Here is a 13091-nt window from a genome sequence, read left to right on the forward strand (position 1 = left end):
ACCGCTGATGGTGCTCGATGAGGCCGCGCTGCCCGACCCGGCGCAGGAGCACGACGCCTGCGGGGTGGCCTTCGTGGCGGACCTGCACGGCCGGCGCTCGCACGCGGTCGTCGCCAACGGGCTCGGCGCGCTGTGCCGCCTGGACCACCGGGGTGCCCGGGGCGCGGAACCCAACACCGGTGACGGCGCCGGCATCATGATCCAGGTCCCGGACGCGTTCCTGCGCGCGGTGGCCGACGTCGCGTTGCCCCCGGCCGGTGAGTACGCCACCGGTCTGGTCTTCCTCCCCGACGACGACGCCGCCGAGGCGCGCGCCCGTCGTGTCGTCGAGAAGTACGCGCTGGTCGAGGGTGCCGATCTGCTCGGTTGGCGGGACGTGCCGGTCGACCCGGACGGGCTCGGCGAGACCGCCCTGGCGGCGATGCCCCGGGTTCGGCAGGTCTTCGTGGCCGCGCGTCGGCTCACCGACTCACCCGCCGGCCCGGCCGGTTCCGCGCTGAGCGGCATCGAGCTGGACCGGGTGGCGTTCTGCCTGCGCAAGCAGGCCGAGCGGGAGACCGCCGAGCGGGGCGTGCCGGCGTACTTCCCGTCGCTGTCCAGCCGCACGATGGTCTACAAGGGGATGCTCACCCCCGACCAGCTGCCGGCGTTCTACCCGGATCTGCGCGACGAGCGGGTGGACAGCGCCATCGCGCTGGTGCACTCCCGCTTCTCCACCAACACGTTCCCGTCCTGGCCGCTGGCGCACCCGTACCGGTTCATCGCCCACAACGGCGAGATCAACACGATTCGCGGCAACCGTAACTGGATGCAGGCGCGCGAGGCGCTGCTGCGGTCGCCGAACGTGCCGGGCAACATCCGGCGGGTCTTCCCGGTGTGCACCCCGGGCGCCTCCGACTCGGCGAACTTCGACGAGGTGCTGGAGCTGCTGCACCTGGCGGGGCGGAGCCTGCCGCACGCCGTGCTCATGATGATCCCCGAGGCGTGGGAGAACGACCCCGGCATGCGGCCGGACAAGCGGGCGTTCTACCGCTTCCACGCCAGCCTCATGGAGCCGTGGGACGGGCCGGCGTCGGTGGCGTTCACCGACGGCGAGATCGTCGGCGCGGTGCTGGACCGCAACGGGCTGCGCCCGGGTCGCTGGTGGCAGACCGACGACGGCCTCGTCGTGCTGGGCTCCGAGGCGGGCGTGCTCGACCTCGATCCGGCCCACGTGGTCGCCAAGGGCCGCCTGCAGCCGGGCCGGATGTTCCTGGTCGACACCGTCGCCGGTCGGATCGTGCACGACGACGAGATCAAGTCCGAGTTGGCCGCCGCGCAGCCGTACGCCGAGTGGCTGCACGCCGGTCTGATCGAGCTGGACGACCTGCCGGCCCGTGAGCACACCGTCTACACCCACGACTCGGTGCGCCGCCGCCAGCAGACCTTCGGTTACACGCAGGAGGAGTTGAAGATCCTGCTCGCGCCGATGGCGCGTACCGGCGCGGAGCCGCTGGGCTCGATGGGCACGGACACCCCGATCGCGCCGCTGTCCACCCGGCCGCGGCTGCTCTACGACTACTTCCACCAGCTCTTCGCCCAGGTCACCAACCCGCCGTTGGACGCCATCCGCGAGGAATTGGTGACCAGCCTGGCGTCGACCATCGGGCCGGAGGGCAACCTGCTCGACCCGGGTGCGGCGAGCTGCCGGCAGATCGTGCTGCCGCACCCGATCATCGACAACGACGAGCTGGCCAAGATCCTCTCCATCGACGAGGACGGCGACCTGCCCGGCTTCAAGGCGGTCCGGGTCTCCGGGCTGTACCGGATCCGGGAGGGCTCCGCCGGGATCAAGGCGCGGCTGACCGAGATCTGCCGGCACGTGTCCGAGGCGATCGAGGACGGCGTCCGCATCCTGGTGCTCTCCGACCGGGACTCCAACGCCGACCTGGCGCCGATCCCGTCGCTGCTGCTCACCGCCGCCGTGCACCAGCACCTGGTGCGGGAGCAGACCCGCACCCAGGCGGCGCTGATCGTGGAGTCCGGCGACTGCCGGGAGGTGCACCACGCGGCGGTCCTGATCGGCTACGGCGCGGCGGCGGTCAACCCGTACCTGGCGTTCGAGTCGGTGGAGGACATGGTCGCCACGGGCGCGCTGCCGGGCGTGGAGCCGGCCGCCGCGGTGCGCAACTACGCGAAGGCGCTCGGCAAGGGCGTCCTGAAGATCATGTCGAAGATGGGCATCTCGACGGTCTCGTCGTACTGCGGGGCGCAGGTCTTCGAGGCGGTCGGCCTGGACACCCGGCTGATCGACCGCTACTTCCGGGGCACGCCCAGCCGGATCGGCGGGGTGGGGCTGGCCGGCGTGCACACCGAGGTGGCCGCCCGGCACGCGCTGGCCTGGCCGCCGGCGGGTGCCGCCGACTCCGACCGGCTGGAGGTCGGCGGCGAGTACCAGTGGCGCCGTGAGGGTGAGCTGCACCTGTTCAACCCGGAGACGGTGTTCCTGCTGCAGCACGCCACCCGCAGCCGCCAGTACGACGTGTTCCGGCAGTACACCGCGAAGGTCGACGCGCTCGCGGCGCAGGCCGGTTCGCTGCGCGGGCTGTTCACGCTGCGTACCGGGGTCCGCCCGGCGGTCCCTCTCGACGAGGTCGAGCCGGCCACCGAGATCGTCAAGCGGTTCGCCACCGGCGCCATGTCGTACGGGTCGATCTCCGCCGAGGCGCACGAGACCCTCGCGGTCGCCATGAACCGCCTCGGCGGCAAGTCCAACACCGGCGAGGGCGGCGAGGACGTCGAGCGGCTGCACGACCCGGCCCGCCGCTCGGCGGTCAAGCAGATCGCCAGCGGCCGGTTCGGCGTGACGAGCGAATACCTGGTCAACGCCGATGACCTGCAGATCAAGATGGCGCAGGGCGCGAAGCCCGGCGAGGGCGGCCAGCTGCCCGGCAACAAGGTCTGGCCGTGGATCGCCCGGACCAGGCATGCCACGCCGGGCGTCGGCCTGATCTCACCGCCGCCGCACCACGACATCTACTCCATCGAGGACCTGGCGCAGCTCGTCCACGACCTGAAGTGCGTCAATCCGGCCGCCCGCGTGCATGTCAAGCTCGTCAGCGAGGTCGGCGTCGGCACGGTCGCCGCCGGCGTGGCGAAGCTGAAGGCCGACGTCATCCTCATCTCCGGTCACGACGGCGGCACGGGCGCGTCCCCCCTGAACTCGCTCAAGCACGCCGGCACCCCGTGGGAGCTGGGGCTGGCCGAGGCCCAGCAGACGCTGCTGCTCAACAAGCTGCGCGACCGGGTCACCGTGCAGGTCGACGGTCAGCTCAAGACCGGCCGCGACGTGCTGATCGCGGCGCTGCTCGGTGCGGAGGAGTTCGGCTTCGCGACCGCGCCGCTGATCGTCGCCGGCTGCGTGATGATGCGGGTGTGCCATCTGGACACCTGCCCGGTCGGCATCGCCACCCAGAACCCGGTGCTGCGGGAGCGGTTCACCGGCACCCCGGAGTTCGTCGAGAACTTCTTCCTGTTCCTCGCCGAGGAGGTCCGGGGCTACCTGGCCGAGCTGGGCTTCCGGTCCATCGAGGAGGCGATCGGGCAGTCCGAACTGCTCGACGTCACCCCGGCGGTGACGCACTGGAAGGCCAACGGGCTCGACCTGGCGCCCGTCCTGCACCTGCCCGAGCTGCCCGCCGGCACCGTCCGGCGCGGGGTCCGCGCGCAGGACCACGGGCTGGAGCACGCTCTGGACAACGAGCTGATCGCGCTGGCCCGTCCGGCGCTGACCACCGGCGCGCCGGTGCGGGTCGAGGTGGCGGTGCGCAACGAGCACCGCAGCGTCGGCGCGATGCTCGGCGGTGAGGTGACCCGCCGCTTCGGCGGTGCCGGCCTTCCCGAGGACACCATCGAGTTCGTGCTGCACGGCACGGCCGGGCAGTCGTTCGGCGCGTTCCTGCCGCGCGGGGTGACCCTGCGGCTGCACGGCGACGCCAACGACTACGTGGGCAAGGGCCTCTCCGGTGGTCGGATCATCGTCCGCCCGGACGCCGCCGCGCCGTTCCTCGACCCGGACGCCGAGCCGGGTCAGCGGGCCGAGGATCAGATCATCGCGGGCAACACCATCCTGTACGGGGCCACCGCGGGCGAGGTGTTCCTGCGCGGCCGGGTGGGGGAGCGGTTCGCGGTGCGCAACTCCGGCGCGGTCGCCGTCGTCGAGGGCGTCGGTGACCACGGCTGCGAGTACATGACCGGGGGCGCGGTGGTGGTGCTCGGCGCGACCGGCCGCAACTTCGCTGCCGGCATGTCCGGCGGTACGGCGTTCGTGCACCACCTGGACCGCTCCCGCGTCAACGCGGAGCTGGTCGACCTGGCGCCGTTGGGCGAGCAGGAGCAGGCGTCGCTGCACGAGCTGGTCCAGCGGCACGTGGCCGAGACCGGGTCGGCGGTCGCCGAGGAGCTGCTCAAGCGCTGGCCGGAGGCGGTCGGCGAGTTCACTGCCGTGGTGCCCCGCGACTACCGCCGGGTGCTGGAGATCATGAGGGCCGCCGAAGCCGCCGGCCGTGACGTCGACGACGCGGTGATGAGCGCGCTCAGCGCACCCGCCGCACCGGTGCCGCCCGCCCCGCGGGTGGCGGCCCAGGAGGTGGCACGTGCCTGACCCGAACGGTTTCCTGCGCTACGACCGGCAGCTGCCGGCCCGCCGCCCGGTGCCGGTGCGGATCAGCGACTGGCGTGAGGTGTACCCGCCGGCCGGCGAGCAACTCGTCCGCGAGCAGGCCACCCGCTGCATGGACTGCGGCATCCCGTTCTGCCACGACGGTTGCCCGCTGGGCAACCGCATCCCGGATTGGAACGACCTGGTCCGGACCGGCAGCTGGGACGCCGCGGTGGAGTCGCTGCACGCCACCAACAACTTCCCGGAGTTCACCGGCCGGCTCTGCCCGGCGCCCTGCGAGGCGGCCTGTGTGCTGGGCATCGCCGGCGGCCAGCCGGTGACCATCAAGCAGGTCGAGGTGGAGATCGCCGACGCCGCCGCGGCGCGCGGGTTCACCCCGCGCCCGGTGCCGGCCCCGTCCGGCCGGTCGGTGGCCGTCGTCGGTTCCGGGCCCGCCGGCCTCGCCGCCGCCCAGCAGTTGGCCCGCGCCGGTCACGCGGTGACGGTGTACGAGCGCGACGACGCGATCGGCGGCCTGCTCCGGTACGGCATCCCCGACTTCAAGTTGGAGAAGCGGCACATCGACGCCCGGCTGGCCCAGCTCGCCGCCGAGGGGGTGCGCTTCCGCACCGGGGTGAACGTCGGGGTGGACGTCACCGCCGAGCAGTTGCGCGCCGAGCACGACGCGGTGCTGCTGGCCTGCGGCGCGTTGCAGGGCCGGGACACTCCGGAGACCCCGGGGCGGGCGCTTCGGGGCGTACACCAGGCGATGGCGCACCTGGTCGCGGCCAACCGCGCGGTCGCCACGGCGGCCACCGACGAGCCGGGCGTCGCGGTGACCGGCGAGGGCCGGCTCGGGCGGGCGGTGCTGCCGGACGGCACCCCGATCGACGCGGCCGGCAAGCACGTGGTGATCATCGGTGGTGGTGACACCGCGGCCGACTGCCTCGGCGTCGCGCACCGCCAGGGTGCGGCCGGCGTGCACCAGCTCGACCTGTACCCGCAGCCGCCGCGGGAGCGCGACGAGGAACGGGATCCGTGGCCGACGTGGCCGTGGATCCTGCGCAGCTATCCGGCGCACGAGGAGGGCGGCGAGCGGGTCTTCGCCGTGGCGGTGCAGGAGTTCGTGGACGACGGCACCGGGCAGGTGCGGGCCGTGCGGATCGCCGAGGTGACCGTGGAGAAGCGTGACGGCCGGCGGGTCGTCACCGTCGTGCCGGGTTCCGAGCGGGAGCTGCCGGCGGATCTGGTGCTGTTGGCGATCGGGTTCGAGGGCACCGAGCAGCAGCCGCTGCTGGCGCAGTTCGGGGTGACCCGGAATCCTCGGGGCGCGGTCGACGCCCGCGACGACTGGCAGACCGACGCCGACGGGGTGTTCGTCGCCGGTGACATGCACCGGGGTGCCTCGCTGATCGTCTGGGCCATCGCCGAGGGCCGCGCGGCGGCCGCGGCGATCCACAGCCACCTGGGCGGTGCCGGGGCGCTGCCGGCGCCGGTCGGCCCGGCCGCGCAGGCGCTCGCCGTTCGCTGACCCGAGAACGTCCGGCCGGTGCGGCGGTCGCTGCCGCCCGGCCGGACATTCCCGCTGGTGAAGCCGCTCACAAATATGGGCAAACACGTTTGAGCGGGCAAGACTTGTTGGCTGCCGAACCGCGCCGCGATCGGCATGACTGCTCATGCCGCCGATCGCTGGAGGTTCGTCGTGGCCACGGGTGCCACCTTCGCCGCGCTGCGCCACCGCAACTACCGGATCTGGGCGCTCGCCGGGTTCGTCTCCGTCATCGGGACCTGGATGCAGGTCCTCGGGGTCAACTGGTACGTGCTGAAGGAGACCGGGTCGGCGACCTCGATGGGCTTCGCCGTGCTGCTCCAGGCGGCGCCCACGCTGCTGCTCAGCGTCTGGGGCGGCGTGCTGGCCGACCGCCTGCCCGCCCGTCCGCTGCTGATCGCCGCCCAGGTGGCTCACGCGGCGCTCGCCGCGGGGCTGGCGGCGGTCGCCCTGACCGGGGTCGGTGACCTACCGCTGATCTTCGCGATCTCCCTGGCCAGCGGTGCCGTCTCGGCGGTCGAGGGCCCGGTGATGGGCCGCTGGTCCTCGACGCTGGTGGACCGGGAGACGCTGGGCAACGCCCTCGCGCTCGGTTCGCTCACCAACTCCGCCGGACGCATCCTCGGCATGAGCCTCGGCGCCATCGTGGTCGCCGCCGTCGGCCCCGCGCTGCTCTTCGGCATCAACGCGGCGAGTTTCGCGGCCGTGGTGGTGGCGCTGTTCGCCGTACGGCCGGGTGCCCTTCCCGCCCGGGCCGCGCCGGACGGTGGCCGGGTGCACGACGGCGTGCGGGCCGGGTTCGCCTATCTGCGCGGGCAGCCGGTGCTGCTCCTCGCGCTCGCCCTGTCGTTCGTGCTCGGCAGCCTCGGCCGCAACTACCAGGTGACGATGGCCGCCATGAGCGACGGACCGCTGAACGCCGGCGCGTCCGGCTACGGACTGCTGTCGACGGTGTTCGCGGTGGGGACGGTGGTGGGTGCGCTCGTCGCGGCCCGCCGCCGCTCGCTGGGCTACGGGACGCTGGTCGGTGCCGGTCTGCTGGCCAGCGGCCTGCAGATCGTCGCGGGTCTCGCACCGGGTGCGTGGAGTTTCGCCGCGGTGATCCTGCCGATCGCCGCCGCCGCGGTCGTCATCGACACCACCGTCGGCACCCGCGCCCAACTCGACACCGACGGCGCGATGCGCGGCCGGGTGCTCGCCGCCCTCGCCGTCACCGGCTCGGTCTCCGCCGCGGTCGGCGCGCCGCTGCTCGGCTGGCTGGCCGAGCACGCCGGGCCGCGGCAGACGCTCGTCCTGGCCGGATCCGTCGCGGCCATCGCCACCACGGCGGCGGCGGTCGCCCTGGACCGGCAGCGCGGCCGGTCGGCCACCCTCACGCTTGTCGTCCCGCAGCCGCGCCATCCGGTACGGCGGGCGGCGTTCCGAGCCGCCCGCATCGTCCGGCCCACCGGGGCGGTGTGTGTCGTCGCGCCGGCCGGCCCTGGTGTGGGCGCGACCCGGCTGGGGGAGTTGGCCACGGCCGGTCCGGCGCCCAGCCGCTGAGACAGCGGTCACCGTCCGCGGGAACAACCGGCACGAAGATCATCGTTACGCTGCGATCATGGACATCGAGGAGCGGCTGCGGCGAACCCGCCGGTGGCTGTGGGTCGTGCTGGTCGGGCTCTTTCTGAGCGGGGTGACCGCGTTCCCGCTGGAGATCGAGGTGCGCTGGCTGCTGCGCGCCCTGGAACCGTTCGCCGACCAGTTGCCGGCGCTGGTCGACTGGATCCAGCGGGTGCACACCGGGCTCGTGACGGCCGGCGAGGACTACCCGTTCCTGCTCTACGGCACCGACTGGCTGGCCTTCGCCCACCTGGTGCTGGCGGTGGCGTTCTGGGGGCCGCTGCGCGACCCGGTACGCAACGTCTGGGTGGTGCAGGTCGGCATGATCGCCTGCGCGGGCATCGTCCCGCTGGCGCTGATCTGCGGCCCGATCCGGGACATCCCGTGGTTCTGGACGCTCATCGACCTGTCCTTCGCGGTCGGGGCGTTCCCGCCGCTCTGGTTCGCCTACCGGCACATCCGCGCCGTCGAGGCGAGCACGACCGCGGCGACAGGTGTCCCAGCGACTCCGTGATCGGGCCCGTCCAGGTTCTCGATCGGGTGAGTGCAACCCCGACGGCGCCTGTAGAGCTGCCCCAGATATGGGGCACCGTCATCGCCCCATATCTGGGGCAGCTCTACAGGCGAGCACTGGAGTGGTCGGTCGTCGATCCGCGTCCCAAGAGAACAGCGGGACGCCGCGGAGACGGGCGCTGGCGACCGGAAGGGCCCGCCGCATCGGCGACGGGCCCTTCCAGTCCACACCGGATCCCTAGTGGGACATCAGCTCGTGCGCCTCGCGGATCCTGGCCCAGGATTTGGGCTCGGCCGGCGGGGCGGCCTTGCGCGCGGCGCTGGCCACGTCCGGCCGGCCCGCGGTGAACAACCAGGTGGTGAACAGGTCGTCCAGGTCCAGTCCGGAGATCCGCTCGGCGAGCGCCTGGAACTGCTCGATGGTGCCGTTGCCGTACCGGTGCTCGGCGGTCCACGCGGGCAGGATCTCGAAGAACGCGTCGTCGCCGACGGCCAGGCGCAACTGGTGCTGGGTCATCGCGCCCCGGTCGTAGACGGCGTCGTCGAAGACCCGACCGGCACCCGGGTCACCGGGCAGCACCTGCCAGAACTCGTCGTCGGCCGGGTAGCTGGCGTAGGTGAAGTCGAAGACCTCCTGGGCGGTGCCCTCGTCCTGCTCCTCCGACCACAGCCACTCGGCGTACGAGGCGAAGCCCTCGTTGAGCCAGATGTTGCGCCAGTCGGCCACCGAGACCGAGTCGCCGAACCACTGGTGGGCGTTCTCGTGCGCCACCACGTACGTGTTGGCGCCGCGCCGCCAGAAGCCCGGGCCGTACACCGGTCGGGTCTGCGTCTCCAGCGCGAAGCCGATGCCGTCCACCGGCCCGGCCACGCCACCCTGTGCCTCGAACGGGTACGGGCCGAAGATCCCGCTCTCCCAGTCGACGATCTCGGCGGTCCGCTCGATGCTGGCCCGCGCGGCCGGGCCGAGCGCGCCCAGCGAGGTGCTGTACGCGTTGACCACCGGCTGGCCGCTCGGCGTGGTGTCGGTGACGATGTCGTACTGGCCGATGGCCATGAAGGCCAGGTAGGTGGCGGTGGGGGAGGTGGTTCGCCAGATCCACCGGGTGCGGTTGCCGGCTTCGGCCAGCGGCGGCCGGGGCTGCACGCCGTTGCTGATCACCTCGACGCCGGTGGGCACCGACACCGAGATGTCGAACGTGGCCTTGTCCAGTGGGTGGTCGTTGCTCGGGAACCACCACCACGCCGACTCGGGCTCGTTGACCGCGAGCGCGCCGTCGTCGGTACGTGTCCAGCCGGTGTACCCGCCGACCAGGGTCTCCGACGGGATGCCGGCGTAGCGCACCACGATGGTGAGCTGCTCACCCCGGGTGATGGTGCGGGCCGGCGTGACCACCAGCTCGTGCACACCCGCGGTGCTGGTGGTCGCCGCCCAGCCGTTGACCCGTACCGATTCGACGTCGAGCAGGAAGTCCAGGTTGAACGCCGAGAGATCCTGCGTGGCGGTGGCGAGGATGGTGGTGGTGCCGGTGAGCCGGTCGGTGGCCGGGTCGTAGCGCAGCCGCACGTCGTAGTGCTCGACGTCGTAGCCGCCGTTGCCGTAGTCGGGGAAGTAGCTGTCGCCCAGGCCGGGCGCGCCGGGTTGCGGCGCCACGGTGACGATGGGTCGGCCCCAGCCTGTCGGGGCGGCCTGGGCGGGGGTGCCGGCGAGCATGGTGCCGGCGGTGGTGAGGGTCAGGGCGGCGGTGGCCGCCGTGAGGACTCGTCGCACGAGGTGGACTCCCTCCATCGGGTGTACGCCTCGCCAACCTAATCGACAACGGTGAAACGCGCCGCCCGCCGCCGACGGTCCACAGCGGGCCGTCGGCCGCCGCACCCCGAACGCGCGGGTCGGTACTGTCCCGGTGTCACCGGTGTCCGTTAGGGTTTCCGCGAACCGGACAGCCGTGGGAGGCACAGCGTGGGCAGGCTCGCGTCGGCGTACGGGCAGGCGGTCACCGCCCACCGGGCGGCTCGCGCGCACCTGGACAGCGCACGGGGAGCGCTCGGCGCCGCCCGGGCACCCGCCGCGCCGGTCGGCGCCGGTGACCTGGTCGATCGGCTGGCCCGCCTCGGTGCCGCGCTGGCCACCCCCACCCCGGGCGCCACCGCGCTCACCGACGCGCCGACGGCGGTGCGGATCGGCGAGGCGTCCACAGCCGACGGTGGTTTCCCCGTCCTGGTGCCGCTCGGCGGCGGCCACCACCTCGCCCTGGACACCGACGCCCGGGACTCCCGGGTCGCCGCGCTGCTGCGGGCGCTGGTGCTGCGACTGGTCGCCACCGCGCCGGCCGGGCAGGTCCGCGTCGCCGGCATCGACACCGCCGCACTGGGTGCCACCTTCGGTCCGCTGCGTCCGCTGCTCGACGCCGGGGTGCTCGACCCGCCGGCCACCGGCGAGGCCGAGGTGACCGCACTGCTGGACGCCGCCGAGCGGCACGCCCGCGCGGCGCAGCACGCCGAGCCCGCCGCCCGGCACCTGCTGGTGGTCGTCGCCACCGCCGCACCGGCGCCGCGCGAGCTGGCCCGGCTCGCCGCGCTCACCCACGCCGGCCCGGCCGCCGCCGTCTGCGTGCTGCTCGCCGGCCACCCGTCCCGGCTGCCCGGCGAGACCGCGCCACCGCTGGGCGGCACCACCGCGATCCGGCTCAACCAGGGGTACGCGTCCGTCGGCGACCCGCCCGGCACCCCGTTCAGCGCCGACGGCAGCGGCCTCGCCGCACCCGTGCTGCTCGACGGCGACCCGCCGCCGGCGTCCGTGCGCGCCCTCGCCGAGCACCTGGGCGCCGCCGCCCGCCGCACCGACGCGCTGCCCTTCACCGAGCTGCTGCCCGAGCGGCGCTGGGCCGAGTCGGCCGGCAACGGCCTGCGGACGGTCATCGGCCGGGCCGGCCGCGCCCCGCTGACCGTGGCCTTCGACGACGCCACGCCGCACTGGCTGGTCGGCGGTCGCACCGGCGCCGGCAAGACCGTCTTCCTCCTCGACGTGCTCTACGGGCTGGCCGCCCGCTACTCCCCGGCCGAGCTTCAGCTCTACCTGCTCGACTTCAAGGAGGGCGTCAGCTTCACCGAGTTCGTGCCCACCACACGGGATCCGTCCTGGCTGCCGCACGCCCGCGCCGTCGGCATCGAGTCCGACCGCGAGTACGGCCTCGCCGTGCTGCGCGAGCTCCGCCGGGAGGCGCAGCGCCGCGCCACCGCTCTCAAGCGACACGGCGTCACCAAACTCGCCGACCTACCGCGGGACAATCCGCTGCCGCGCATCGTGGCGGTCATCGACGAGTTCCACGTGCTGCTCGCCGGCAACGACGCGCTGGCCCGCGAGTCGGTCGACCTGCTGGAGGAGCTGGCGCGCAAGGGCCGCTCCTACGGCGTGCACCTGGTGCTGGCCAGCCAGAGCATGACCGGCATCGAGGCGCTCTACGGCCGCGCCGAGGCGATCTTCGGGCAGTTCGCGCTGCGGGTGGCGCTGCCCGGCGGCGGCGGGGTGCTCGACCAGCTCAACGACGCCGCCGCGGCCCTGCCGATCGGCTCCGCCGTGGTCAACACCGCCGCCGGCGCGGTCGGCGCCGACACCGTGCTGCGCTTCCCCGACGCGCACGCCGCCGCGGCGGACCTCGCCGCTCTGCGCCACGAGCTGTGGCAGGCCCGCCCGCCGGGCTCGCGAGCGCCGGCGGTCTTCAAGGGGTACGAGGCGGCGCGTGTCGAGGACGACCCCACCTTCGCCGGGCTGCGCCCCGGTGGCCGACGGCCGATGGCTCTGGTCGGCCGGACCGTCGACGTGCACGGCACCACCGCGCTGTTCCTGATGGACACCACCCCGGGTCGGCACCTCGCCGTCGTCGGCACCGCACCGACCGGAGCGGACGTGCTGCGCGCCGCGACGGTGAGCCTGGCCCGTCAGCACACCCCCGGCGACGCCCGCTTCCTGCTGGCCTCACTGGTCACCGCCGCCGACCCGGTCGCCGACGAGACCGACGCTCGGCTGCGGTCCGCCGGCCACCCGGTGCGCCGCGTCGACGCGGCCGGGCTGCGCGAGCGGATCGCCGAACTGGCCGGCGAGGCCGCCGGCCGCGAATACCTGGTGGTGTTCGGCATGGACGCCGCCGCGCCGGTGCTCGGCGCGGCCGACCCGGTCACGTTCCGCTCCGGCCTCGACGACCTGCGCACCCTGCTGCGCCAGGGCCCCGCTCAGGGGGCGCACCTGCTCGGGTGGTGGCGTGGCCTGCGCCGGCTCGCCGACGACCTCGGCGGCACCCAGAACCGCGACGACATCGCCTGCCTGGTCGCCCTCAACGTGCCCGGCACCGAGCTGGCGCTGCACCTCGGGGTCCACGACCTCGCCTACACGCCGCGCGCCGACCGGGCGCTGCTGGTCGACCGGCACGACCAGCGCACCAGGCTGATCGTGCCGTTCGCCGGCGACGGGCACGAACCGGACGGGGAGCGCTGACGGTGTCCTTCGAGGAGTACGCGGCGCTGGCCCGACAGCTCGCCGAGCAGCACCGGGCCGGCGAGCAACACGTCGCCGCCGAGTCCGAACGCCGCCGCGACCTGCACGCCGCCACCGACTCGCTGCACCAGCGGCTGACCGCCCAGGGGCACCGCCTCGACCAGCTCGGCCGCGCGATCGGCATCGACCAGCCACCACCCGGCTCGCCCTATGCGCCCGCGGGCGCCGCTGTCCCCGGGCCGCCCACCGCACCCGGACCGGGGGACGGCGGACCCGCCGGCGCAGCCGGCGCGCCG

Annotated in this window: 6 protein-coding genes and 1 pseudogene; 6 read left to right on the forward strand and 1 reads right to left on the reverse strand. The window is 73.9% G+C overall.

Features of this window, described 5'->3' with window-relative positions; genetic code table 11:
• Window positions 1-7: 7 nt before the first annotated feature.
• The 4 genes from gltB (at window position 8) to F8271_RS24815 (ending at window position 8304) form a co-directional block, all read left to right on the forward strand.
• Window positions 8-4642 (forward strand): glutamate synthase large subunit, encoded by a 4635-nt coding sequence (gltB, locus tag F8271_RS24800; protein WP_151492240.1) that lies wholly within the window; start codon window positions 8-10, stop codon window positions 4640-4642.
• Window positions 4635-6170, forward strand: a complete 1536-nt coding sequence (locus tag F8271_RS24805) for a glutamate synthase subunit beta (protein ID WP_151492236.1) — start codon at window positions 4635-4637, stop codon at window positions 6168-6170. Before gltB ends, F8271_RS24805 begins: the two co-directional genes overlap by 8 nt.
• A gap of 171 nt (window positions 6171-6341) precedes the next feature.
• Window positions 6342-7730, forward strand: coding sequence for an MFS transporter (locus tag F8271_RS24810; RefSeq protein ID WP_225854735.1), 1389 nt, complete (start codon window positions 6342-6344; stop codon window positions 7728-7730).
• 58 nt (window positions 7731-7788) lie between these two features.
• A complete protein-coding gene (locus tag F8271_RS24815) occupies window positions 7789-8304 on the forward strand; it encodes a hypothetical protein (RefSeq protein ID WP_151492237.1) in 516 nt (171 codons plus the stop codon).
• Between the two features lie 237 nt (window positions 8305-8541).
• Here F8271_RS24815 and F8271_RS24820 read toward each other — a convergent pair whose 3' ends face one another.
• Window positions 8542-10074 carry a M1 family metallopeptidase gene (locus F8271_RS24820; protein WP_151492238.1) on the reverse strand — a complete coding sequence of 511 codons (1533 nt, stop codon included), beginning with the start codon at window positions 10072-10074 and terminating at the stop codon, window positions 8542-8544.
• Window positions 10075-10263: 189 nt separating this feature from the next.
• Here F8271_RS24820 and F8271_RS24825 point away from each other — a divergent pair, with 189 nt between their 5' ends.
• Window positions 10264-12795, forward strand: coding sequence for an FtsK/SpoIIIE domain-containing protein (locus F8271_RS24825; protein WP_151492239.1), 2532 nt, complete (start codon window positions 10264-10266; stop codon window positions 12793-12795).
• A gap of 2 nt (window positions 12796-12797) precedes the next feature.
• Window positions 12798-13091: pseudogene (locus F8271_RS24830) on the forward strand (hypothetical protein); the annotation flags it as partial.

Source organism: Micromonospora sp. ALFpr18c, assembly GCF_008868155.1.
Taxonomy (GTDB): domain Bacteria; phylum Actinomycetota; class Actinomycetes; order Mycobacteriales; family Micromonosporaceae; genus Micromonospora.